24 protein-coding genes and 1 pseudogene are annotated in these 22,489 nt (G+C 75.4%); 12 read left to right on the forward strand and 13 right to left on the reverse strand.

Going from position 1 to position 22,489, the window contains the following annotated elements; all coding sequences use genetic code 11:
• Nucleotides 1-84 precede the first annotated feature (84 nt).
• A complete protein-coding gene (locus ACQ452_RS23765) occupies nt 85-1,893 on the forward strand; it encodes a tetratricopeptide repeat protein (protein ID WP_433387449.1) in 1,809 nt (602 codons plus the stop codon).
• On the opposite strand, the gene ACQ452_RS23770 is transcribed toward ACQ452_RS23765, so the two are convergent.
• On the reverse strand, nt 1,880-2,389 hold the full coding sequence (locus ACQ452_RS23770) for a GNAT family N-acetyltransferase (RefSeq protein ID WP_433387451.1): 510 nt from the start codon (nt 2,387-2,389) through the stop codon (nt 1,880-1,882). The two genes, ACQ452_RS23765 and ACQ452_RS23770, sit on opposite strands and share 14 nt — an antisense overlap.
• Entirely contained in the window at nt 2,386-2,607 is a 222-nt protein-coding gene (locus ACQ452_RS23775) for a biotin/lipoyl-binding carrier protein (RefSeq protein WP_433394377.1), read from the reverse strand. The genes ACQ452_RS23770 and ACQ452_RS23775 overlap by 4 nt, the downstream gene beginning before the upstream one ends.
• A 219-nt stretch (nt 2,608-2,826) precedes the next feature.
• Between ACQ452_RS23775 and ACQ452_RS23780 the strand changes: the two genes are divergently transcribed.
• Nucleotides 2,827-2,901, forward strand: coding sequence for a 50S ribosomal protein bL37 (locus ACQ452_RS23780; protein WP_370461611.1), 75 nt, complete (start codon nt 2,827-2,829; stop codon nt 2,899-2,901).
• 142 nt (nt 2,902-3,043) lie between these two features.
• On the opposite strand, the gene rsrA is transcribed toward ACQ452_RS23780, so the two are convergent.
• The 5 genes from rsrA to ACQ452_RS23805 form a co-directional block, all read right to left on the reverse strand.
• Entirely contained in the window at nt 3,044-3,331 is a 288-nt protein-coding gene (gene rsrA, locus ACQ452_RS23785) for a mycothiol system anti-sigma-R factor (protein ID WP_433387453.1), read from the reverse strand.
• A gap of 1 nt (nt 3,332) precedes the next feature.
• Nucleotides 3,333-4,157, reverse strand: a complete 825-nt coding sequence (locus tag ACQ452_RS23790) for a sigma-70 family RNA polymerase sigma factor (protein ID WP_433387455.1) — start codon at nt 4,155-4,157, stop codon at nt 3,333-3,335.
• A 230-nt stretch (nt 4,158-4,387) separates the two neighbouring features.
• Entirely contained in the window at nt 4,388-5,002 is a 615-nt protein-coding gene (locus ACQ452_RS23795) for an alpha/beta hydrolase family protein (protein ID WP_433394379.1), read from the reverse strand.
• Between the two features lie 158 nt (nt 5,003-5,160).
• Nucleotides 5,161-5,553: a WhiB family transcriptional regulator gene (locus ACQ452_RS23800; RefSeq protein ID WP_433387456.1), complete on the reverse strand. Its 393-nt coding sequence runs from the start codon at nt 5,551-5,553 to the stop codon at nt 5,161-5,163.
• Nucleotides 5,554-5,747: 194 nt separating this feature from the next.
• Nucleotides 5,748-6,458 (reverse strand): SOS response-associated peptidase, encoded by a 711-nt coding sequence (locus ACQ452_RS23805; RefSeq protein ID WP_433387457.1) that lies wholly within the window; start codon nt 6,456-6,458, stop codon nt 5,748-5,750.
• A 102-nt stretch (nt 6,459-6,560) separates the two neighbouring features.
• Here ACQ452_RS23805 and aroA point away from each other — a divergent pair, with 102 nt between their 5' ends.
• The 4 genes and pseudogenes from aroA (at nt 6,561) to ACQ452_RS23825 (ending at nt 10,848) form a co-directional block, all read left to right on the forward strand.
• Entirely contained in the window at nt 6,561-7,862 is a 1,302-nt protein-coding gene (aroA, locus tag ACQ452_RS23810) for a 3-phosphoshikimate 1-carboxyvinyltransferase (protein WP_433387459.1), read from the forward strand.
• 18 nt (nt 7,863-7,880) lie between these two features.
• Nucleotides 7,881-9,002 (forward strand): ribosome small subunit-dependent GTPase A, encoded by a 1,122-nt coding sequence (gene rsgA, locus ACQ452_RS23815; RefSeq protein WP_433394381.1) that lies wholly within the window; start codon nt 7,881-7,883, stop codon nt 9,000-9,002.
• 25 nt (nt 9,003-9,027) lie between these two features.
• On the forward strand, nt 9,028-9,846 hold the full coding sequence (gene hisN / locus ACQ452_RS23820) for a histidinol-phosphatase (RefSeq protein ID WP_433387460.1): 819 nt from the start codon (nt 9,028-9,030) through the stop codon (nt 9,844-9,846).
• 59 nt (nt 9,847-9,905) lie between these two features.
• Nucleotides 9,906-10,848, forward strand: a pseudogene (locus ACQ452_RS23825) (hypothetical protein).
• Here ACQ452_RS23825 and ACQ452_RS23830 read toward each other — a convergent pair.
• Nucleotides 10,803-12,002: a glycosyltransferase gene (locus ACQ452_RS23830; protein ID WP_433387461.1), complete on the reverse strand. Its 1,200-nt coding sequence runs from the start codon at nt 12,000-12,002 to the stop codon at nt 10,803-10,805. The pseudogene ACQ452_RS23825 and the gene ACQ452_RS23830 sit on opposite strands and share 46 nt — an antisense overlap.
• 204 nt (nt 12,003-12,206) lie before the next feature.
• Here ACQ452_RS23830 and ACQ452_RS23835 point away from each other — a divergent pair, with 204 nt between their 5' ends.
• From ACQ452_RS23835 to ACQ452_RS23845, 3 genes are all read left to right on the forward strand, one after another.
• The gene (locus ACQ452_RS23835; RefSeq protein WP_433387462.1) at nt 12,207-13,205 is read left to right on the forward strand and encodes an SDR family oxidoreductase; all 999 of its coding nucleotides are present in this window, start codon (nt 12,207-12,209) and stop codon (nt 13,203-13,205) included.
• Nucleotides 13,206-13,264: 59 nt separating this feature from the next.
• Complete coding sequence (locus ACQ452_RS23840) at nt 13,265-13,993, forward strand: ATP-binding protein (protein WP_433387464.1); 729 nt, start codon at nt 13,265-13,267, stop codon at nt 13,991-13,993.
• 107 nt (nt 13,994-14,100) lie between these two features.
• Nucleotides 14,101-14,673, forward strand: coding sequence for a DUF5709 domain-containing protein (locus ACQ452_RS23845; protein ID WP_433387465.1), 573 nt, complete (start codon nt 14,101-14,103; stop codon nt 14,671-14,673).
• A gap of 49 nt (nt 14,674-14,722) precedes the next feature.
• Here the strand turns inward: ACQ452_RS23845 and ACQ452_RS23850 are convergent, their stop codons facing one another.
• Together ACQ452_RS23850 and macS are read right to left on the reverse strand one after the other, a co-directional pair.
• Nucleotides 14,723-15,388 (reverse strand): response regulator, encoded by a 666-nt coding sequence (locus ACQ452_RS23850; protein ID WP_433387466.1) that lies wholly within the window; start codon nt 15,386-15,388, stop codon nt 14,723-14,725.
• Nucleotides 15,385-16,509 (reverse strand): MacS family sensor histidine kinase, encoded by a 1,125-nt coding sequence (gene macS / locus ACQ452_RS23855; protein ID WP_433387468.1) that lies wholly within the window; start codon nt 16,507-16,509, stop codon nt 15,385-15,387. Before macS ends, ACQ452_RS23850 begins: the two co-directional genes overlap by 4 nt.
• A 116-nt stretch (nt 16,510-16,625) precedes the next feature.
• On the opposite strand from macS, the gene ACQ452_RS23860 reads away from it, so the two are divergent.
• A complete protein-coding gene (locus ACQ452_RS23860) occupies nt 16,626-17,093 on the forward strand; it encodes an ATP-binding protein (RefSeq protein WP_433387469.1) in 468 nt (155 codons plus the stop codon).
• A 41-nt stretch (nt 17,094-17,134) separates the two neighbouring features.
• On the opposite strand, the gene ACQ452_RS23865 is transcribed toward ACQ452_RS23860, so the two are convergent.
• Nucleotides 17,135-18,073, reverse strand: a complete 939-nt coding sequence (locus ACQ452_RS23865) for a ribose-phosphate diphosphokinase (RefSeq protein WP_433387471.1) — start codon at nt 18,071-18,073, stop codon at nt 17,135-17,137.
• 89 nt (nt 18,074-18,162) lie between these two features.
• Between ACQ452_RS23865 and glpK the strand changes: the two genes are divergently transcribed.
• Nucleotides 18,163-19,647 carry a glycerol kinase GlpK gene (gene glpK / locus ACQ452_RS23870; RefSeq protein WP_433387473.1) on the forward strand — a complete coding sequence of 495 codons (1,485 nt, stop codon included), beginning with the start codon at nt 18,163-18,165 and terminating at the stop codon, nt 19,645-19,647.
• Between the two features lie 80 nt (nt 19,648-19,727).
• Here glpK and ACQ452_RS23875 read toward each other — a convergent pair whose 3' ends face one another.
• Entirely contained in the window at nt 19,728-20,561 is an 834-nt protein-coding gene (locus ACQ452_RS23875; RefSeq protein ID WP_433387475.1) for a phosphoribosylaminoimidazolesuccinocarboxamide synthase, read from the reverse strand.
• Nucleotides 20,562-20,726: 165 nt separating this feature from the next.
• Here ACQ452_RS23875 and ACQ452_RS23880 point away from each other — a divergent pair, with 165 nt between their 5' ends.
• Nucleotides 20,727-22,058, forward strand: coding sequence for an ABC transporter substrate-binding protein (locus tag ACQ452_RS23880; protein WP_433387477.1), 1,332 nt, complete (start codon nt 20,727-20,729; stop codon nt 22,056-22,058).
• A 129-nt stretch (nt 22,059-22,187) separates the two neighbouring features.
• Here ACQ452_RS23880 and ACQ452_RS23885 read toward each other — a convergent pair whose 3' ends face one another.
• Complete coding sequence (locus tag ACQ452_RS23885; RefSeq protein WP_433387478.1) at nt 22,188-22,436, reverse strand: hypothetical protein; 249 nt, start codon at nt 22,434-22,436, stop codon at nt 22,188-22,190.
• Nucleotides 22,437-22,489: the final 53 nt, after the last annotated feature.

The raw sequence follows: 22,489 nt of genomic DNA on the forward strand, positions 1-22,489 counted from the left end.
GAGTGCGCAGATGATCACCATCTCGGCGCAACATCACCTAGGCTTGCCCGGCCCCACCGCAGCACCGACGAGCGAGAGGACCACGTGCCCGAGAACGACCGGCCGCTGCCCGCGGCCGAGGAACTCACCCTGGCCCGCCTCGCCCTCGACGGCGGCGACCTGCCGCACGCGGCCCGGCACGTCGCCGCCGCGCTGGCCCAGGCGCCGACCCTGCCCGAGGCGCACGAACTGCTCACCCGGCTCGCCGCCGCCAGCGGCGGCGGCCTCGACCTCTTCCCGCTGCGGGGGCACGCCTTCGTCGGCGCCGTGGTCGCCCGCGCCCACCTGCTCGCCGCCGCCGGCCGCCCCGAGGAGGGGCTGGACCTGCTGGTCGCGGCGACCGCCCACGCGCCGGGCACGGACTGGGCCGGGGTGCCGTGGGTGACCACCCCGGAGCTCCCCGGACGCCTCGACCCGGAGCGCGCCGCACGGATCCTGATGCAGGTCTGCGCCGCCGTGCCCGACCCGGTGCCCCGGGCCGGCCGGGCGGCACTGGCTCCCTACCTGGCGCTGGCCGGCAACGCGGTCACCGCCCACCCTGGGCACGGGCTGCTGCTGGGCGCGGCGTCCGCGCTGGCCAGGCGACTCGGCGAGGTCGAGCTGGCGATCCGCTGGGCCGCCCGGGGCGTACGCGCGGCGCCGTCGAAGATCGGCGAGGTGTGGCTCGGGTACGCGTACCGCAGCGCCGGCCGCACCCGCGAGGCGCTGGCGGCCCTCGGCCGAGCCGTGGCACACGACCCCGACGACCTCACCGTCTACGCCGACATCGCCGGAACCCTCGCCGACAACGGGCGGCTCGACGAGGCCCTCGACTGGACGGACCGGGCCCTGGCCCGCGACCCCTCCTTCGACTGCGCCGTGCACACCGCGTACCGGCTGCGCCACCAGCGCGACGGCGACGTGTCGCACCTGGTCGCGCTCGCCGACTTCGTCCGCGACCACCCCGACGACACCCACGAGCACGGCGACCTGGCCGAGAGCTGCCGGGGCCGGCCCTGGCTCGGTCAGGTCACCCCGGCCACGGGACCGGTCGTGGAAGCGCTACGTCAGGCCGTCACCGACGAGCACGTCGGCCTCGGCGCCGTACGGCTGGAGGCGCCCGCGCCACCCAGCGCGACGCGCACCGCCGCGACGGCCGCACCCGGGCTGCGGATCGAGGTGGCCGGCGTGCCCGACCCGGACCCGCGCGAACCCCGGCGGGCGGTCGCCTCGCCGCTCTGGCACCACGACGACACGACGGTCGCGCCCGCCGTGCCGGAACCCTCGCCGGAGGCGGTGGCGCGGCTGCGGCAGCTCGCCCACCCCGCGTGGCCGCACCCGCCGGCGGCGTACGACGCGGCGGTGGGCCTGGCCACCCTGGAACTGACCGACCTGCTCGGCGCGCTGGCGCACCCCCCGCAGCTACCGCCCACCGCGCTGGGCCGGGTGCTCGCGCAGGATCCCTCGCTCTGGGTACGCAGCGTCCAGGTGTGGGCCTGTCTCGGCCTGCTGCACCACCGCACCGACGAGCCGTGGCCGGAGTCGACCCGGCGCCGGGTGTTGCTGGACCTGGTCTGGGGGGTCGAGGACTGGGTCACCGAGGCCGCCCTGTTCGCGCTGGTCACCGCCGCCTGGGTCGACCCGGCGGTACGCCCCGACGTGGCCCGGGTGGTCACCGAGCGGCTGGCCGACGTGGCGGCGGTCGCCCGGACCCGGGTGGTGCCGATCGCGCCGTCCCTGGCACACCTGGCCCTGGCCAGCCCGGCCCTGGACCCGGAGACGGCGGCCCTGGCCCGCTCGTTGGCGGGCACCCGGCCGATCCCGCGGCCCCGTTCCCGCCTGCGCCGGCTCTGGCGGCGCCTCACCCGCCGGTGAGCTCCAGCCGGAGACCGAGCAGCTCCACCCCGGGCAGGGGCGTCCAGTCCCGCTCGGGCACCCGCACGAACCCGCGACGCTGGTAGAGCCGCTGGGCGGCGGCCGCGAAGCCCCGGCGTACGCAGATGAGCACGGCGCTGCGGCCCAGCTCGACCGCCCGCGACACGCAGCCCTCGACCAGCGCCGCGCCGACGCCCCGCCCCTGCGCGGCCGGGTCCACCGCCAGCATGCGGAACTCCGCCTCGCCCGGCCGGCACAGCTCGGCGTAGCGGGTGCCCGGCAGGACGAAGGTCACCGAGCCGAGCAGCTCGCCGGTGGCGTCGTCGGCGGCCACGAGCACCTCCCCGTCGGCCGCCCGGGACGCCACGTCGGCGAGCACGGCGGCGTAGCCGTGCTCGCCCTTGAGCTGGCCGTCCGCCTCGTACGCGGCGACCGTCAGCCGGGCCACCGCCGCGAAGTCGCCCGGCCCGGCCCGGCGGACCGTGAGGCCGCTCAACCGATCACCGCGATGAGGTCCCCGTCCTGCACGACGTCACCCTCGTTGACCGCGAGCTGCGTGACGACACCGTCGGACTCGGCGACGACCGGGATCTCCATCTTCATCGACTCCAGGATGACCAGCGTGTCCCCCTCGGACACGGTGTCCCCGGTCGACGCGACGACCTTCCAGACGTTCGCCACCATCTCGGCGCGGATCTCCTCGGCCATCTTCAGGGCCCTCCCTCTCGCGACTGACTGCCGACGTATCCAATCATGCGGGGGTCGCCCGACGGCGGGTCACGCCGCGCGGCGTACGGGCGGTCGCCCCGGCGGAGGGCGCCTGGTGCCGGCCGCACTACCATCAGCGGGTCGGATCCTGGCGCCGGGCGGACCGGTGCGGGCACCGCGCCGAGTTCGTGCGCAGGCGGATCCGACCATCACGGAGGAGGTCACATGGCGAAGAAGGCCCGGAAGAAGAAGGCCCGGAAGAAGAGCGCTGCGAACCACGGCAAGCGCCCCAACTCCTGACCGGTGCGCCGGGCCCCACGGCCCGGCGTCGAGCGGTCAGCGCAAACGCCGGTGGCCCGGGTCGTCCCGACCCGGGCCACCGTTGTGCGATCTGCCGGCCACCGTTGTGCGATCTGCCGGCCGCGCGAGGGGCGCACCGGCCTCAGTCGGCCAGTTCCTTCGACTCGGTGCTCTCGAAGACGACCAGCTCGGTGAGGCGCAGCCGCAGCCGCTCCCGCAGCTCGTCGGGCGCGGTCTCGTTGCCGCAGCAGCGGGCGACCAGCGCCCGGACCTCCTGCTCGATGCCGTACTCGCGCAGGCACGGCCCGCACTCGTCGAGGTGCTGCCGGATCAGCGTGCGCCGCTCCGTGCCGCACTCGAGATCCAGGTAGAGGTAGACCTCCGCGATGACCTCTCGGCAGTCGGTCTCGTGCGGATCCCCACAGCTCATGTCAGACCTCCCGGCTGGCAGCAGCGGTCGAGCCCTTCTTGGACGCCGCGGCGCTGAAGCCCCGCTCGGCGGCGTACTGCTCGAGCAGCTTGCGCAGATTACGACGGCCCCGGTGCAGGCGCGACATGACCGTGCCGATCGGCGTGCCCATGATGTCGGCGACCTCCTTGTAGGAGAAGCCCTCGACATCGGTGAGGTAGACGGCCAGCCGGAAGTCCTCCGGCAACTGCTGCAGGGCCTGCTTGACGTCGCTGTCCGGCAGCCGGTCCAACGCCTCGGTCTCGGCCGAACGCAGCCCGCTGGAGGTGTGCGACTCGGCCGCCGCGAGCTGCCAGTCGGTGATCTCCTCAGTCGGCGCCTGGATGGGCTGGCGCTGCCGCTTGCGGTAGGTGTTGATGTAGGTGTTGGTCAGGATCCGGTAGAGCCAGGCCTTCAGGTTCGTGCCCTGCTCGAACTGGTGGAAGGCGGCGTACGCCTTCAGGTAGGTCTCCTGGACCAGGTCCTCGGCATCCGCCGGGTTGCGGGTCATCCGCAGCCCGGCAGCGTAGAGCTGATCGACGAAGGGCATCGCGTCGCGCTCGAAGCGGGCCCTGCGCTCGTCCGTCTTCTCGGTGGTCAACCGCACATCCCCTCGCGTCGGATGCTTTCCCGCCGAGGATACGCGTACGGACGTGCCAGCGAATTCACTTCCGGCGGGTGTGCTCGTGCTCACCGTTCGCGGGCCGACCGGCGGCACCGCCGCGGGCCACCCCTGGCCGCCCAGCAGCCGCCGCACCTGCCGTGCTCCCCGCTCGTCCCGTTCCCGGACCCGCGTTTCGGTCGGCACCGGTCTCCCCCCTCGCCAGAAATGTCCTCCGGGGGGTGCAACGCCCTCGACCGGGCGGGACATTCCGCTGGCCTCCCCCCGTTCCTGGTCCCGGCGGGCCGGTGGCCGGCGTCGGGACCAGGAAGGGCCTGGGAGGACCGGTGCCGTCCACCCGAACGGGTGTCCGGCGCCACTCGATGCAACGACCCGCCGCGGCCACCGGACACGGCCGGCGGCGACGGCGACGGCGCTCAGCCTCGCGCCCAGCCCTGCCCGCGCAGCCAGTCGCGCACCACCGTGGCCGTGCCGGCCGGGTCGCCCCGCAGGTCGTGCCGCTCCCCCGGGCGGGTCACCACGCGCCGGCCCGGCCCCGACGGTGGCACCCCGAACGGGTCCCGGTCGCCGTTGACCACGAGGGTCGGCAGGCCGGTCGCCAGTTCCGCGGCCCGCGACCGCTCCGGGCGGCCGGGCGGGTGCAGCGGAAACGCGAGCGCCACGACCCCGGCGGCGCCCACCGCCACCGCGGTGCGGCACGCCACCCGCGCGCCGCTGGACCGCCCGCCCACCAGCAGGGGTACGCCGCGATGGCGCCGCCGCAGCACCGCGAGCACGGCGGTCCACGCCTCGTCGAGGTGCCCCGCCGGGGCCGGCGCGCGCCGGCCGGCGACCCGGTAGGGCTGGGTCACCCGGGCCACCACCAGCCCGTCGCCCACCGCCGCGTCCCGCAGCGCGCGCAGGTCGGGGGCGTCCACGTCACCGCCCGCGCCGTGCCCGAGCACCAGCAGGGCGCTCGGCGGCCCCACCGGCAGGTCGGTGTCGACCCGGGCGGGGCCGCGCGGCGTGGGCAGTTCGTCGTCGGGCGGCATCGGCCCGTCCTGCGGGGTCCGGGGCGCGGCGGGCGTCATCGGCCCATTCTCCGGGGCCGGAGCCCGCTGGGCGGCACCGGCCATCCTGCGGGTCCCCGGGCACGGCGGACAGCCGGCCCGCCGCGTCGGCGGGCCGGCTGTGACCGGTCTGGCCGAGGTCAGCTCAACGGCACGAGGGTGAGCAGCCGGTCCCGCACCGGCGGACCGGCCCCGCCGGTGGCCTCCGGATCCGGTTGCACCTCGTCGCGCCAGGCGACCAGCATCGCCCGCCTCTCCCGCGGGGTCGTGCCGCCCCAGACGCCGTGGCAGTCGCCCACGTCCAGCGCCCAGGCAAGGCAGGAACCCTGCACGTCACAACTGCGGCAGAGCGCGACGGCCGCGTCGGCCGGCTCGTTCGGCGCCGGAAAGAACGTCTCCGGATCGACGTTGCGGCAGGTCCCCCTGGTGCGCCAGGCCTCGTCCTCCTGCCGCTCCCGCAGCGCCCGCAACAGTCGCGGATCCCGTCGTGCGGCGGCCACCTCGTGCGATCGAGGCATACGTGCCCGTGTCATCCACCCACCTCCCCCGTGGGACCGGCAAGATCGGTGAACGTCGTCCGCCCCGTGCGAGTCGCGCCCACTACCGGCGCTGTGTTCTATCGCACTTGAGCACGCCGGGACAAGGCTTCGCGGCAAATATGAGTGATCGACGATGCGACGTTTCACCCATAACTCTGGCAAATCACTCCCGACTATGTGTCAGGTTGTCAGAAAAGCGTCGTCTCCTTCGCCGCGTCGGCGCCGGTGAGCGGCACGCGCGCGGTCAACTGCGGCCCGTTGTTGCGTACGTTGCCCACCGCCGCGCCCACCGGGCGGATCTCCAGGCCCGCGAGCAGGCCGGGCGCGGGCGGGGCGAGCAGGCGCTCCGGCTCGTCGGTCGACGCCAACCACGGCCCCCAGCGGTCCCGGGGCAGCAGCAGCGGCATCCGGTCGTGCACCTCGGCCAGCTCGCCCAGCGCCGAGGTGGTGAGCACGCTGAAGGTGAGCAACGGCTCGCCGGAGCCCTCCCAGACCGACCAGATGCCGGCGAGGGCGAGCACCGAGCCGTCCGACGGGGTCAGGTAGTAGGGCTGCTTGCGCCCGTCCGCCGAGCGGACCCACTCGTACCAGCCGTCGGCGGGGACCAGGCAGCGGCGGCGGGCGAAGGCCCCCGCGTACGCCCGGCTGGTGGCGACCGTCTCGACACGCGCGTTGATCATGCGGGCGGCGCCGGCGGGCGACCGGGACCAGGACGGGAGCAGCCCCCAGCGGCCCAGCGTCAGCGCGCGGTGACCCGCCGGGGCGAGGCGCACCAGCGGCACCCGGTCGGTGGGCGCGACGTTGTGGTCGGCGTCGACCCCGCCGCCGGTCTCGTCGTGGGACTCGAACAGCGCGCTCAGGTCGCCCGCGCTCCGGGTCGTCGCGTACCTCCCGCACATGTCGCACACGCTAACCCGCCGCGCGCCGCCCGGCTGTCCCGCTGACCGGGAGGACGCGTGGCACCCGGCCTCGCCCGCCCCCCGAGGCGGCAGAATGTAACCGTGGGGAACCTGATCGCGACCCGGCCGCCGCAGCCGTGGACCGCTCCGACCGCCTCCGACCCGGTCGCGGCGACGCTGCGCCTGCCCGGGTCCAAGTCGATGACCGCGCGCGCCCTGGTGCTGAGCGCGCTGGCCAGCGGCCCGTCGACCCTGGCCGGGCCGCTGCGCGCACGCGACACCGAGCTGATGGCCGCCGGGCTGCGCGCGTTGGGCGCGCACGTGTCGATCAGCGACGACGACCGCTGGCTGGTCCGCCCCCACCCCCTGGCCGGCCCCGCGCACGTCGACGTCGGCCTGGCCGGCACCGTCATGCGTTTCGTCCCACCGGTCGCCGGGCTCGCCGACGGGCGGATCACCTTCGACGGCGACCCGCAGGCGCGCGCCCGGCCCCTCGGCCCGCTGATCGGGGCGCTGCGCTCCCTCGGCGCCCGCGTGGACGCCCCCGCCACCGGCAGCCTGCCGCTGACCGTGCTCGGCACCGGGCGGATGGCCGGCGGCGAGGTGGTGATCGACGCCTCCGCCTCCAGCCAGCTGGTCTCCGGGCTGCTGCTCGCCGCCGCGCGCTTCGACCGGGGCGTGGTGGTCCGGCACGTGGGTCCGCCGGTGCCCTCCGCGCCGCACCTGCGGATGACCGTGCAGATGCTCCGGGCCGCCGGCGCGGCGGTCGACGACGGCACCCCCGACGTGTGGGTGGTCGAGCCCGGCCCGCTGACCGGGCGCGGCTGGGAGATCGAGCCCGACCTGTCGGGCGCCGTGCCGTTCTTCGCCGCCGCCATGGTCACGGGCGGGGTGGTGACCCTGCGGGGCTGGCCGCGCAGCAGCGCCCAGCCCGTCGAGCGGCTCCGCTCGCTGCTGCAACGGATGGGCGGCGAGGTGACCCTCTCCACCGGCGGGCTGACGGTCCGGGGCACCGGCGCGGTGCACGGCCTCACCGCCGACCTCTCCGACGTCAGCGAGCTGACCCCGGCGCTGACCGCGCTGGCCATGCTCGCCGACTCGCCGTCGCAGTTCACCGGGATCGGTCACATCCGGGGCCACGAGACCGACCGGCTGACCGCGCTGGCGCGGGAGTTCACCGCGCTCGGCGCCGACATCACCGAGTCTCCCGACGGGCTGGAGATCCGGCCCCGGCCGTTGCACGGCGGGGTGTTCGAGACCTACCACGACCACCGGATGGCGCACGCCGCCGCGGTGGCCGGCCTGGCCGTGCCGGGCGTCGAGGTGAGCGACGTGTCCTGCACCTCGAAGACCATGCCGGAGTTTCCGGCACTATGGTCGGCGATGGTGACCGGCAAGAGCTGACACGACGGGGGACGGGTCCTGACGACCAGACAACGGGAGTACGACGAGGACGACGTCCGGGTCCGGCCCGGCAGGTCGTCGCGCCCGCGTACCCGCACCCGGCCCCTGCACTCCGACGCGGTGCCCGGCTTCGTGATCGCCGTCGACCGGGGCCGCTACACGTGCGTGCTGCTCGACGTCGGGCCCGACACGCCCCTGGTCACCGCGATGCGGGCCCGGGAGCTGGGCCGCAAGTCGGTGGTGGTCGGCGACCGGGTCGACCTGGTCGGGGACACCTCCGGCGCGGCCGGGGCGCTGGCCCGGATCGTCCGGATCACCGAACGGACGTCGGTGCTGCGGCGCACCGCCGACGACGACGAGACCACCGCCGAGGGGCGGTTGGAGCGGGTCGTCGTCGCCAACGCCGACCAGCTGGTCATCGTCAGCGCGCTCGCCGACCCGCCCCCGCGCACCGGGTTCATCGACCGCTGCCTGGTGGCCGCGTACGACGCCGGCATCGAGCCGCTGCTCTGCCTCACGAAGGCCGACCTGGCCGGCCCCGAGACGGTGCTCGGCTACTACGCCGAACTCGAACTCCCCTACGTGCTGATCCGCCCGGAGGCCGACCTCGACGCCCTGCGCGCCCTGCTCGCCGGGCGGGTGTCGGTGATGGTGGGGCACTCCGGGGTGGGCAAGTCGACGCTGGTCAACCGCCTCGTGCCCGACGCCGCCCGGGCGGTCGGCACGGTCAGCGCGATCGGCCGGGGCCGGCACACCTCCACGAGCGCGGTGGCGCTGCGGCTGCCCCGGCTGCCGGGGCACGACGACGACGCCCGGCAACACCGGCGGGGCGCGTCCGCCGCCGCGGGCTGGATCGTCGACACCCCCGGTGTGCGCAGCTTCGGGCTGGCCCACGTCTCCGCCGACAGCCTGCTGCACGGCTTCCCCGACCTGGTCGAGGGGACGGCCGACTGCCCCGCCAACTGCCCGCACACGCCCGACGCGACCGACTGCGGGCTGGACGCGTGGGTGGCCGCCGGCAAGGCCGACGGGCGCCGGCTGGCCTCGTACCGCCGGTTGCTGGCCTCCCGGTCCGGCGAGGGTGACGCGCGCGGCGAGCCCGACCAGCGGAATCCGGGCGACCCGCTCGCCGGGTCCTGAGCCCGGCGTCGCTACCGTCTGGGGCATGCCCGGGTACGCCGACGACATCGCCCTCGCCCACCTGCTCGCGGACGCCGCCGACGCGGTCTCCACGGCCCGGTTCCGCGCGCTCGACCTGCGGGTCGAGGCGAAGCCCGACCTGACGCCGGTCTCGGACGCCGACACGGCGGTGGAGCGCGAGATCCGCCGGCTGCTGGCCGCGCACCGGCCGGCCGACGGCCTGCTCGGCGAGGAGTACGGCGAGGAGCCCGCCGGCGGCCCCGGCGGGCGGCGCTGGGTGGTCGACCCGATCGACGGCACGAAGAACTTCATCCGTGGCGTGCCGGTCTGGGCGACCCTGATCGCGCTGCTGGAGTCCGGCCGCCCGGTCGTCGGGCTGGTCTCCGCGCCCGCGCTCGGGCGCCGCTGGTGGGGCGCGCTCGGCGAGGGCGCGTACGCGGGCCGGGACGCCGCAAGCGGTGCCCCGATCCGGGTCTCGGCGGTCCGGGACCTCGCGGACGCGAGCTTCTGCTACTCGTCCCTGGCCGGCTGGGAGTCCGCCGGCCGGCTCGACGCGATGCTCCAGCTCATGCGGGACACCTGGCGCAGCCGGGCGTACGGCGACTTCTACGGCTACATGCTGCTGGCCGAGGGCGCGCTGGACGTGATGGTGGAGCCGGAACTGTCGCTGTGGGACGTCGCCGCGCTGGTGCCGATCGTCACCGAGGCGGGCGGGACGTTCACGGACCTGGCCGGCCGGGCGGCCCCCGGCGACGACGCCGGCACGGGGGGCAGCGCCGTGGCCAGCAACGGCGCGCTGCACGCCGACATCCTCTCCCGGCTGGGTCGGCCAACCGAGCACTGACCTCCGGCAGCCTCTATCCTCGCCACGTGGTCTCCTCCGGTTGGTGTTTCCTCGCGGCGATGATCGTCGCGTACGGCGTCGCCAACCTGCTCCAGTCGGTCGCCGCCGCCCGCACCACCGTGCACCACACCTTCGACCCGGCGCTGCTGCTGCGACTGGTCAGCCACCGCACCTACCTCGTCGGGCTGGGCTGCCAGGTGGCCGGGTTCGTGCTGGCCCTGCTGGCCCGCCGGGACCTGCCGCTCTTCCTGGTGCAGTCCAGCGTCGCCGCCGGGCTCGGGGTCACCGCCCTGCTCGGCGTGCTGGTGCTGAAGTGGCGGCTGCCGGCCGCCGAGGTGGCCCTGCTGGTGCTGCTCTTCGCCGGGATCACCGCGTTGGTGCTCTCGGCCGAGCCCGCGCCGGCCAAGCCGCTCGGCACGGCCGGCATGATCGTGCTGGCGATCGCGCTCGGGGTGATCGCCGTGGTCGGCTTCTTCGCGGTGCGCCTGCACGGGGCGCCCGGCTCCGTGGCGCTCGGCGCGCTCGCCGGCCTGGCGTTCTCCGCCGCCGCGGTGGCGGCCCGGCCGCTCGCCTCCGCCGCGACGCCGGCGGCGTTCCTCCAGGATCCGCTGCTCTACCTGCTGATCGCCCACTCGGTCGTCGGTCAGTTGCTGCTCGGCCTGGCCATGCAGCGCGGCTCGACCACGGCCGCCGTGGCGGCGATGGACGCCGCCGGGGCGGTGCCCGCCGCGATCGTCGGCCTGCTGCTGCTCAACGACAAGATCTGGCCCGGGCGGGAGTGGCTGGCCGCAGTCGGGTTCCTGGTCACCCTCGCCGCGGTCATCGGGCTCACCCGGTACGCCGAACCCCAGCACCACCACGCGGTCGCCCGGCAACGCGAGCGGGACATGCTGGGCGTCGGGGCGGCCGGTCGTCCGCTGTAGCCGGCCCACCGGCCGGCGGTCACCCGGAGCCCCTCAGGCCGCCTCGACCGGCTTGCGCCGGCTCACCACCCGCTCGTAGAGGCGCTCCAGCGCGCCGGCCGTGCGGTCCCAGGTGTAGCTGCTCCGCACCCGGTCCACGGCGGCGTGCCCGTACGCGAACCGCCCGGCGTTGTCGGCGAGCAGCCGGCGCAGCGTCACGCCCAGCGCGCGCACGTCGCCGGGCGGCACCAGCCGGCCGGTGACCTCGTCGACCACCGCGTCGGCGATCCCGCCCATGGCGTAGCCGACCACCGGCACCCCGCAGGCCATCGCCTCCAGCGACACCCGGCCGGCCGAGGAGTAGTGCGGGGTGCAGGCGACCACGTCCGCCGAGCGGTACCAGGTGGCCATCTGGTCGTGCGGCACCGCGCCCACCAGCTTCACCTGTTCGGCCACCCCGCTGCGCTCGGCCAGCTCGCGCAGCCGCCGGGCCTCGGCGTGGTGGGCGAGCTGCCCGGCGGGCGGGCCGCCGGCGATCACCAGTTCGGCGTCGCCGACCAGCCGCATGGCGCGGATCAGGTCCTCCTGCCCGTGCCCGGGCGAGAGCCCGCCGACGGAGAGGATCCGGGCCCGCCGGTCGCGGGGGGCCGCCTCGCCGTCGGGTTGGAACCAGGTGGTGTCGACGCCGGCCGGCACCATCGCCACGGCGGCGCGGCGCAGCCCCATCCGGGTCAGCTCGTCGACCTCGTCGTTGCACTGGGCGACCGCGATGTCCACCGCGCGGGTCAGCGCCCGCTCCAGCGGGATCCGCTCGCCCGGCCCGTCGTACTGCCGGCCGAGGTGGCGTAGCTGCTCGACGCCGAGGGAGTGGAAGGTCTGCACCACCGGGATGTCGGTCTCGCGGACCGCGTGCGCGGCGGCCAGCCCGCCGACCCAGTAGTGCCCGTGCACCACCTCGGGGTGCCAGTCGCCCGCCCACCGGTCGGCCAGCCAGGCGCCGAACGCGGGCACGTGCGGCACCAGCTCGGCGGTGGGCAGCGGGCGGGGCGGGCCCACCGGCACCCGTTCCACCCGGTAGCCGTCGACCGTCGCCGTCTCCGGCAGGCCCGGGTCCTCGCGGCGTTCGTACAGCCGGACGTCGTGGCCCCGTACGGCGAGTTCGGCGGCGACCCGGGCGATGTGCTGGTGGGTGCCGACGGTCGGGCCGTCGGCACCGGGTGGGCCGGCGTGCGCGCAGACGAGGCCGACGCGCATGGGTCACCTCCACGCGATCTTCCTAGACGGTGGTCCTCGGTCAGAGGGTCCCATTAACCGAACCTCGGGGAGCCGAAACCTGGCAGATCGGGAAGAGCCCGGCGGATGCTTGCGCGAGGACAACCTTCGCCCCCCGGGGCGGGCGCCCGGGGATTCGACCGGATTCTGCCGCATGACCCCTGGCCCCGGGGGTACCGCCGAAGAATGCCTCTGACGCGCAGCCTCGCCGACGCCACCGTGGTACTGACCGGCGCCTCCAGCGGCATCGGCACGGCCACCGCGTACGCCCTCGCCCGGCGCGGCACCGCAGTCGTGCTGGCCGCCCGGAGCGAGGTGGCGTTGGAAGAGGTCGCCGTGCGGTGCCGGGAGCTGGGCGGACGCGCGCTGGTGGCGCCGACCGACGTCACCGACCCGGCGGCCGTCGAGCGGCTGGCCGCCCGCGCGGTCGACGAGTTCGGCCGGATCGACGGCTGGGTCAACAACGCCGCGGTCGCCGTCGTCGGGCTCTTCGACGAGATCCCGATGGCGGAGTTCCGCCGGGTGCTGGAGGTCAACCTGCTCGGCGCCGCGTACGGCATGCGGGCCGCCCTGCCCCGGTTGAGCGCGGCGGGCGGCGGAGTGCTGGTCAACAACGCCTCGGTGCTGGCGGAGGTGGCGATGCCCTACCAGTCGGCGTACAACGTCACGAAGCATGGCGTGCGTGGGCTCGCCGACACGGTGCGGCAGGAGATGCGGCTCACCGACCGGCGCCACGTCTCGATCTGCACGGTGCTGCCGGCGACCATCGACACCCCGTTCTACCGGCACGCCGCCAACCACAGCGGCCGGGAACTGCTCCCGCTGCCCCCGGTCTACCCGCCGGAGGTGGTGGCCGAGACGATCGTGCGGCTGCTGCGCCGCCCCCGGCGTGAGGCGTACGCCGGTGGGGCCGCCCGGCTGATCGGCCTGCAGTGGCGGCTCGCCCCGGCGCTCGCCGAGCGGGTCCTCGGCTGGTACGCGCACCGGGCCCAGTTCGGGCCCGCCCCGCACCCCGACGGCCCCGGCAACGTCTTCGCCGCCGACGCGGCGGCGCGGGCCGACGGCGGTTGGCAGGGCCGGCGCCGGCAGCTCGTGCGGATGAGCGCCGCCTTCGGGCTGGCGGCGGCGGGGACGGCGGTCGGGACGGTGGCCGCGATGAGCCGTCGAGCGCGGACGGACCGCTGATGCCGGGGACCAGGCGGTCGGATGCGCGATCCGGGCCGGCGATGCACAATGAGGCGATCATGCCGACCGACGTGCGCTGCCGGGTGGAGACGGACGAGGCCTCCGGGGTGGTCCGGTTGACCGGGGTGCTCGACCGGGCCGCCGTCGACGTGGTCCGCGACGGCCTGCTCGCCCTGCTCTGTGAGCGGCCCGGCCCGCTGCTGGTCGACCTCACCGGCCTACGGGTGGCCGATCCGGTCGCCGGGGACGTCTTCGCCGAGGTGCGCCGGGAGGTGCACGACTGGCCCGCCGCCGACCTGCTGCTCTGCGACCCGGCCGGCGCCGTCGAGGGGGTGCCGGCCTGGCCGACCCTGACCGCCGCCGAGGCCGGGCTGGCCGCCGCGCCGCCGTCCACCGTGCTCGACGCCGACCTCCCGCCCGTCGTGGGGGCCGCCCGGCAGGCCCGGCAGCTCGTGGCGCGGGGATGCGACCGCTGGGGCCTGCCCGAGTTGGTCGAGCCGGCCTGCATCGCGGTCACCGAGATGGTCAACAACGTGGTCGCCCACGCGCGCACCGCGATGACGTTGCGCCTGGCCGCCCAGGGCAGCGCTCTGCACCTGGCGGTACGCGACCACTCACCCGGGCAGCCGGCGTTCACCGGGGCGGCCCCGGTCGACACGGCGGGCGGCCGGGGCCTGCTGCTGATCGACACCGTCGCCCGGAGCTGGGGCAGCAGCCGGGTGCCGGACGGCAAGGTCGTCTGGTGCGTGCTGCACGCCGACGACGAGGCCGCCGCCCACCGGGGCTGAGCCACCGCGGCCGATCCGGCGCCCCGTGCCCCCGACGTGCCCCTTTCCGCCCGGATGGCCACGGCCGGTACCGGTTATGCCGGGAGGGCAGTGGGTAGTGATCTGTCATGCGCGACGACGAGTACCCGACCCCCGTTTCCGATCCCGAGGCGGAGGGCCTGCCCGACACCGCCGACGACGACTCGACCGCCAACGACGACGTCCTGACCGGGCGCGAGGCGGACGGCCCGGAGCCGGCCCAGTTGCCGGGTGACCGGACGCCGGTGGCCGTGGACCGGTTCGGGACCACGGCCGAGGAGCAGCTCGACGGCGAGTCGCTGGACTACAAGCTCGACCGCGAGCAGTACGAGCGCGCGGCCGACGACCCGCTGGCCGCCCCTGTCGACCCGGGCATCGCCGCCGAGGCCGACAGCGCGGAGGCCGCGGCGCAGGCCCAGCTCGACGCGGACGTGCTCGACCCGGGCCCCACCTCCGACCCGGACTCGCCGGTCTCCGTCTACGACCACGGCAAGCTCGGCAGTGTCGCCGACGGCCAGGTCGGCCGCCTCGTCGAACCGGACGAGGGGGCACACACCGACCAGGAGACCGACTCGGTGGCGTACGACGCCGGTTCGGCCGGGGGCGGCGCGAGCGCCGAGGAACTGGCGATCCACGAGACGCGCCCGCCGCACTCCGTCTGAGGCGGCCCGCGGGGCTGTCGGGGAACCCTCCGGGTGCTCCGGCGGCCCCTCAGTCGTCCAGGCCCCGCTCGATCGCGTACCGGGTCAGCTCGACGCGGTTGTGCAGTTGGAGCTTGCCGAGCGTGTTCTGCACGTGGTTCTGCACCGTGCGGTGCGCCAGCCCGAGCCGCTCGGCGATCTGCTTGTAGGACATTCCCTTGGCCACGAGGCGCAGCACCTCGGTCTCCCGGTCGGTGAGCCGGGGCGCGGGGCCGATGCCCCGGGTCGCCGGGGCGGGGCCGGCGGGGTCGGCCGCGAGCCGGCGGTACTCGCCGAGGACCAGCCCGGCCAGGCCGGGCGTGAAGACGGGCTCCCCCCCCGCCGTGCGGCGCACCGCCGCCAGGAACTCCGCCGGGGCGGCCGACTTCAGCAGGTAGCCGGTGGCGCCGGCCTTGATCGCGTCCAGCACGCTCTGCTGCTCGCCGCTGGCCGAGAGCATCAGCACCCGCACCTGCGGCAGCACGGCGCGTAGGCCGCGGATGACCTCCACCCCGGAGACGTCCGGCAGTTGCAGGTCGAGGACCACCACATCGGGCCGGGCGGCGGCGGCGACGCGGACGGCCTGCCGGCCCTCGCCGCTGGTGGCGACGACGACGTGGCCGGCCTCGGCGAGGTCCCGGGCCACCCCCTCCCGCCACATCGGGTGGTCGTCGACCACCATCACCCGCACGGTCATGGCCCCTCCCTCGGGACGGTCAGTTCCAGCTCGGTGCCGGCGCCCGGCGCGGAGGTGATCCGCACGGTGCCGCCGACGTCGTCGAGGCGGCCCCGGATCGACCGGGCGACCCCGATCCGCCCCTCGGCGGCGGCCCGCGCCAGCCGGTCGGCCGCGAATCCCGGCCCCTCGTCGCGGATCGACACGGTCACCGTGGCCCCCTCGTCCTCGACGAGCACCCAGGCCCGCCCGTCGGTGTGCCGGGCCACGTTGTCGAGGGCGGCGGCGGTCGCGGCGGCCAGTTCGTGGGCGACGCGTGCGGGCAGCGGCACCGGGGTGGCCGGCGCGGAGAGCGAGACCGTCTGCGAGGCGTACCGGCCGAGCAGCCCACGCAGGTCCACCGGCCCGCCGGTGGCGGAACCGACCGGCGCGACGCCGCCGATCAGGGCACGCAGCGCGGCCTCCTGTTCCCCGGCGAGCCGGGCCAGTTCCCCGGCCTCGCCGTCGAGGTGGGCGCCGCGCCGCTGCACCAGCGCGAGCACCTGGAGCACGGAGTCGTGGATGTCGCGGGCCAGCCGCTCCCGCTCCCGGGTGGCGGCCTCCAGCTCCACCGCCCGGTGCAGCCGCTCCTCGGCGGTCACGGCGAGCCGGGCGACGTGCCCGACCACCACGCCGGCGAGCAGCAGCAGGGTCACCCCGGTGAGCGTGGACGGGCCGATCCGTTCCCGGGTGACGAGGTCCGCCGCGCCGAGCGCGAGGGCCGCGACGACGCCCCGGCGCCGGCCGCCGGAGACCGCCCAGGCCAGCACCGGGCCGGCCAGCCAGGCCACCGCCAGCGTCGGTACGCCGGCGGCGAGCGCCGCCCGTCCGATCACCCACGGGGTGACCAGCAGGATGGCGAGGACGACCCCCAGGTCCGCCAGGAGCAGCGGCCAGCCCCGGCGGGCCGGGTGGGCGTAGCCGACGGCCGTCACGCCGGTCCAGGCCGCCATCAGCAGGACGAGGCCGCCGGCCGCGATCGGGTGGGCGTAGCGGTCGGCGTCGCGCAGCGCCAGCCCGCAGACGTACGCGAGGGAGGCGACCCGGAACACCGCGATGGCCCGCCAGAGCGGGACCTCGAAACCACCGGACGGCGTCGGCACGCCCGCCACCATGCCACAGTCGCCGAGGCGGCCGGCGGGCCGGCAGCACGCCCGAAATACCGGACGTAGGGCAGAAAAGCCGCTAAACCCCAGCGATCCGTCGTCGGGGCAGGGCCATGACGAATGTGGGGGCCGGTGCACAGCGTACGGTTGTGCCCATCGAACCTTCCCTCCTCATCGCCGAGGCCTTCGACCAGGCCCAGGTGACCGAGCTTCGGCACTCGGTCACCTCCTGCGCGCACGCGGCGGGACTGAGCGGGCAGCGGCTGGACGACTTCGTGCTGGCGGTCAACGAGCTGATCACCAATGCGGTCCGGCACGGCGGGGGCCGGGGCTGGCTGCGGCTCTGGCGGCAGTCGGGCGAGGTCTTCTGCGAGGTCTCCGACCACGGGCGGGGCATCAGCTCGCAGCGGCTGGACGACCGCAGCCGCCCCGCCGCCGACACCGCCGGCGGGTGGGGCCTCTGGCTGGCCCGCGAACTGAGCGACAGCATGGCCGTCGAGAGCGGCGCGAACGGCACGACGGTCCGCATCGGCACCGCCGCCACGGCCCCGCGACACAGCGTCCGCCACCACCGCGCCTGAACCCGGTGCCGGGCCGGCGGCGCGAGACCGGCCGCCCGGGGTCAGGCGAAGAGGGCGCTCACCGATTCGCCGTTGTGGATCCGGCGCATCGCCTCGGCCAGGGCCGGCGCCACCGAGAGGACCGCCAGCTTCGGCACCCGCTTGTCGACGGGAATCGGCACCGTGTTGGTGCAGACGATCTCCAGCACGCCCTCCTGCGCGCTCAACCGCCGCAACGCGTCGTCGGAGAAGAGGCCGTGCGTGCAGGCCAGCCGGATCGAACGGACCCGCCGCTCCCGCAGGTGCTCCATCAGCTCGATCACCGTGCTGCCCTTGGCGATCTCGTCGTCCAGCACGATCACGTCCCGGTCGGCCACGTCCCCGATCACCGCACTGATCTTGACCCGGTCGTCGCTGAACCGCTGCTTCGCCCCCGCGGCCACCGGGGTGCCGAGGCGCCGGGCGAACGCCGCCGCCTCCTTGGCGTTGCCGAGGTCCGGCGAGACCACCACCGTGTTGCTCAGGTCGTGGCGGGAGAAGTGCTCGGCCAGCTCGCGCAGCGCGTGCAGGTGGTCGACCGGCACGCTGAAGAAGCCGTGCACCTGGGGCGAGTGCAGGGTCATCGCCAGCACCCGGTCCGCGCCCGCCGAGGTGAGCAGGTCGGCGACGAGCCGCCCGCCGATCGAGATGCGGGGCGCGTCCTTCTTGTCCGACCGGGCGTACGCGTAGTGCGGCAGCACCACGGTGATCCGACCGGCTGAGGCCCCCCGGGCCGCGTCGATCATGAGCAGCAGCTCGACCAGGTTCTCCTGCACGGGCGGCACCAGCGGCTGGATCAGGAAGACGTCGCGCTCCCGGCAGTTGGCCTGCAACTGCACTTCCAGGCAGTCGTTGGCGAACCGGGACACCCGCACCGGATGCAACGGCACATCGAGGTGGGCACAGATCTCGGCGGCGAGTTCGGGGTGGGCGGTTCCACTGAAAACGGCGATGTCACGCACGTCCGCACATCGTACGGACGCGACCGGGACCCGCTCCGCGCCGGGGCCGCCGGCCGGCGCACGGTGCCCCGTCCGGGTACGGTGCTGCCGTGACCCCCCAGTACGTCGCCGCCATCGACCAGGGCACCACCTCCTCGCGGTGCATCGTCTTCGACCGGGCCGGAGAGATCGTCTCCGTGGCCCAGCGGGAGCACCGGCAGATCTTCCCCAGGCCGGGCTGGGTGGAGCACGACGCCGAGGAGATCTGGGACAACGTACAGCGGGTGGTCCGGGAGGCGCTGCACGCCGCCGGCACCGACGCCGCCGGCCTCGCCGCCGTGGGCATCACCAACCAGCGGGAGACCACGCTCGTCTGGGACCGGGCCACCGGCCGGCCCGTGGCCAACGCCATCGTCTGGCAGGACACCCGCACCGGGCCGCTGCTGCGCGAGCTGGACCAGGCGTACGGCGAGGAGCGGTTCCGCGCCCGCACGGGGTTGCCGCTGGCCACCTACTTCGCCGGGCCCAAGCTGCGCTGGCTGCTGGAGCACGTCGACGGTCTGCGCGGGCGCGCCGAGGCCGGCGAGGTGCTCTTCGGCACGATGGACAGCTGGCTGATCTGGAAGCTGACCGGCCGGCACGTCACCGACGTCACCAACGCCAGCCGCACCCTGCTGATGGACCTGGCCACCCTCGACTGGGACCCGGAGCTGCTCGACGCGATGGGCGTGCCGGCCGCGATGCTGCCGGAGATCCGCAGCTCCGCCGAGGTCTACGGCGAGGCCACCGGGGTCCTGGCCGGGGTGCCGGTGGCCAGCGCGCTCGGCGACCAGCAGGCCGCCCTGTTCGGGCAGACCTGCTTCCAGCCGGGCGAGGCCAAGTGCACCTACGGCACCGGCAGCTTCCTGCTGCTCAACACCGGCGCCAGCCCCGTCCCCTCCACCCACGGCCTGCTCACCACCGTCGCCTACCGCATCCACGGCCAGCCCGCCGCGTACGCGCTGGAGGGGGCGATCGCGGTCACCGGTTCGCTGGTGCAGTGGCTGCGCGACAACCTCGGGCTGATCTCCAGCGCCGCCGAGGTGGAGGAGCTGGCCCGCACCGTCGACGACAACGGCGGCTGCTACGTCGTACCGGCCTTCTCCGGGCTGTTCGCCCCGCACTGGCGCAGCGACGCGCGCGGGGTGATCGCCGGGCTGACCGGTTACATCACCAAGGGGCACCTGGCCCGGGCGGCGCTGGAGGCGTCCGCCTGGCAGACCCGTGAGGTGGTCGACGCGATGAACGCCGACTCCGACGTGGCGCTGCGCCGGCTGCGGGTCGACGGCGGAATGACGGCCAACGGGCTGCTGATGCAGTTCCTCGCCGACGTGCTCGACGTGCCGGTGGTCCGGTCCCGGATCACCGAGACCACCTGCCTCGGCGCGGCCTACGCTGCCGGCCTGGCGGTCGGCTTCTGGCCGGACCTGGCGACACTGCGCGCCCAGTGGCGCTCCGACGCGCAGTGGGAGCCGACGATGGAGCCGGCGCACCGGGAGCGGGAGCTGCGCAACTGGCGCAAGGCCGTCCAGCGCACCCTCGACTGGGTGGACTGACCGCCACGCCCCGGCCCGCGTCGGCCGCGACCGCTCGGCCCCGGGCCCGACGTCGCGGCCCCCGGCGCGGGCGACCGGGCTCAGCCCCAGCGGTTGCCGGTGAGCTTCTCGTAGACGTCGACGTAGCGGGCCCGGGTCGCCTCGACCACCTCGGCCGGCACCTCGGGCGCCGGGGCCTGCTTGTCCCAGCCGCTGCGCACGGCCCAGTCCCGGACGTACTGCTTGTCGTAGGAGAACTGCGCCCGGCCCGGCTGGTACGACTCCGCCGGCCAGAACCGGGACGAGTCGGACGTCAGCAGCTCGTCGCCGACCATCAGGGTGCCGTCCGACGCCCAGCCCAGCTCGAGCTTGGTGTCGGCGACCAGGATGCCCCGGTCGGCGGCCAGCTCGGCGCCCCGGCGGTAGACGTCGATGGTGATCCGGCGCAGCCGCTCGGCGGTCTCGGCGCCGACCTTGTCCACCACGTCGGCGAAGGTGATCGGCTCGTCGTGCTCCCCCACCGGCGCCTTGGTCGACGGGGTGAAGATCGGCTCCGGCAGGATGGCTGCCTCGACCAGGCCGCGCGGCAGCTCGACGCCGGAGACCGCGCCCGTGCGCTGGTACTCCGTCAGGCCGCCGCCGGTCAGGTAGCCCCGGGCGACACACTCGACGGGCACCATCTCCAGCCGGCGGCAGCGGATCGCCCGGCCGGCGAACCGCGCCGGCACGTCGGTGGCGGAGATGACGTGGTTGGGCACCAGGTCGGCGAGCTGCTCGAACCACCACAGGGAGAGCGCGGTGAGCAACTTGCCCTTGTCGGGGACCGGCGTCGGCAGCACCACGTCGTAGATCGAGATGCGGTCGGAGGCGACCAGGATCAGGTCCTCGCCGTCGGCGTAGACGTCCCGTACCTTGCCCGAGTGCAGAAGTTCCACGCGCCCTAGTACACCATGCGGACCCCGTACGGGCCGCGCCGGTCCTCGGGCGCATCGATGCGTACGGCTGGGGCGTGGGGGTGTGGCCGGACGGACGTTGACACCCTCCGCGCCGCCTGCGTGAATGGTCCGGCCGCCCGCCCCACCGGTTCACCAGGAGTTTCCGTGCCCGCTGCCCGACCCGCGCCGCTCCGCCCCGTGGCGGACCCCGGCCGGCGTCGGGTGCTCGCCGCGTTGCTGGGTACGCCGGTGCTCGCCGCCGGCGGGCTCACCGGGTGCGGCGAGGACCCGGTGGCCCCGGTGGAGACGGGGCCGGTCGAGCTGTCGGTGTTCTGGTACGGCGGGGCGAGGCGGGCCGAGCTGACCGAGCGGGCGTTGCGCCTCTACACCGACCGCAACCCGCGCGTCGGCTTCCGGGTCACCTGGCAGGGCGCCGCCGGCTACTACGACCGGCTCGCCACCCAGGCCACGGGCGGTAACGTGCCCGACCTGATCCAGCTCGACGACGGCATGCTCACCGAGTACGCCCGCCGCGAGATCATCCTGGACCTCGACGACCACGTCGCCGACCACCGCCTCGACCTGCGCACCCTGCCCCCGGGCCTGGTCCGCTACGGGCAGGTCGACGGGCGCACCGTCGGCGTCGCCGCGGCACAGACCGCCGCCGCCGTGGTCTACGACCGCACGCTGCTGCGCCGACTGCGGCTGCCCGAGCCGAGCACGGGAATGTCCTGGGCGGAGTACGTCGCGTGGGCGCGACGGGTCACCCGCGCCGGCGAGGGCCGGGTGGCCGGCACGATGGACCCGTCCGGCGACTACCGGGCGTTCTGGATCTGGCTACGCGGCCAGGGCGGCGAGCTCTACCGGGGGCGACAGCTCGGCGTCGACGCCGACGCGCTGGTCGAGTGGTTCGAGCTGTGGCGGCGGGCCCGGGCCGGCCGGGCCACCCCCAGCGCCGCCCTCGTCGAGCAGGCCGACGGCGGCGAGCCGGCCCGGCAGCTCGTGGTGACCGGCGCCACGGCCGCCTCGTTCGCCTGGTCGCACCAGCTACCGGAACTCCAGCGGCTCACCGGCACCGAACTCGGCCTGGCCGCCGTGCCGGGCCCCCCGCAGGCACAGTGGCACCGGGCGTCGATGTACTGGGCGGCCTTCCGCGGCACCCGGCACCCCGGCCTCGTCGCAGACGTGATCAACTTTCTGACCGGCAACGGTGAGGCGGGGGTGCTGCTCGGCCACGAGCGCGGGCTCAACCCCAGCCTGGCCGTGCGCAGCTACGTCCAGGGCAGCATCACCGACCCGGCCCAGCAACGCGCGGCGGCCCTCGGCGTCGCGCTGGCCGACCGGCTGGGACCGGCACCCGGCCCACCGCCGCAGGGCCATCCCCGGGTGCGGACCCTGCTGATGGAGGCCGCCGAGAGCGTCCGGGGCGGCAGGACCGGCACCCGGGCGGCCGCTACCCGTTTCGTGGCCCGGGCGAACGCCGCACTGGCCGGCTAGGACCGCCGGACGGCACCCTGACGCTCGCGACCCGACGACTGCCAGCCGCTGCCTCACAGGTGCCGTGCGGCGGCTGCGCAGCGCGGCAGGCCGCCCCGGCTGCTCAGCGCGGCGGGCCGCCCCGGCTGCTCAGCGCGGCGGGCCGCCCCGGCGGTTGCGCATCATGCGCAGCAACAGCAACACGACGCCGCCGACCACGACCAGGCAGCAGAGCAGGCCGATGAAGCCGAAGCCACCACCGCGTCGCCGCCGCGCGGCCTCCACGACAAGTTCACCCGTGCCTGTGGACGCCCAGGCCGCGACGGGCACGAACACCGCCAGCACGACCGCACCGAGCACGGCGGCCGACCGGCCCCACCACTTACCAAAGAAAGACATACCCACATCCTCGCCGACAGCCGCAACATCGGCACGTCGGTCGGTGGGAACAC

Source organism: Micromonospora sp. KLBMP9576 (assembly GCF_050941805.1).
Lineage (GTDB): Bacteria > Actinomycetota > Actinomycetes > Mycobacteriales > Micromonosporaceae > Micromonospora.

Bases quoted from the DNA above. Each gene is read 5' to 3' on its own strand.
- ACQ452_RS23845 (WP_433387465.1), top strand. From the start codon at position 14,101: ATGCGCGACGACGAGTACCCGACCCCCGTTTCCGATCCCGAGGCGGAG.
- ACQ452_RS23840 (WP_433387464.1), top strand. From the start codon at position 13,265: ATGCCGACCGACGTGCGCTGCCGGGTGGAGACGGACGAGGCCTCCGGG.
- ACQ452_RS23835 (WP_433387462.1), top strand. From the start codon at position 12,207: ATGCCTCTGACGCGCAGCCTCGCCGACGCCACCGTGGTACTGACCGGC.
- ACQ452_RS23860 (WP_433387469.1), top strand. From the start codon at position 16,626: ATGACGAATGTGGGGGCCGGTGCACAGCGTACGGTTGTGCCCATCGAA.
- rsrA (WP_433387453.1), bottom strand. From the start codon at position 3,331: ATGAGCTGTGGGGATCCGCACGAGACCGACTGCCGAGAGGTCATCGCG.
- ACQ452_RS23795 (WP_433394379.1), bottom strand. From the start codon at position 5,002: ATGCCGCCCGACGACGAACTGCCCACGCCGCGCGGCCCCGCCCGGGTC.
- ACQ452_RS23830 (WP_433387461.1), bottom strand. From the start codon at position 12,002: ATGCGCGTCGGCCTCGTCTGCGCGCACGCCGGCCCACCCGGTGCCGAC.
- ACQ452_RS23800 (WP_433387456.1), bottom strand. From the start codon at position 5,553: ATGACACGGGCACGTATGCCTCGATCGCACGAGGTGGCCGCCGCACGA.
- ACQ452_RS23850 (WP_433387466.1), bottom strand. From the start codon at position 15,388: ATGACCGTGCGGGTGATGGTGGTCGACGACCACCCGATGTGGCGGGAG.
- hisN (WP_433387460.1), top strand. From the start codon at position 9,028: ATGCCCGGGTACGCCGACGACATCGCCCTCGCCCACCTGCTCGCGGAC.
- ACQ452_RS23885 (WP_433387478.1), bottom strand. From the start codon at position 22,436: ATGTCTTTCTTTGGTAAGTGGTGGGGCCGGTCGGCCGCCGTGCTCGGT.
- ACQ452_RS23805 (WP_433387457.1), bottom strand. From the start codon at position 6,458: ATGTGCGGGAGGTACGCGACGACCCGGAGCGCGGGCGACCTGAGCGCG.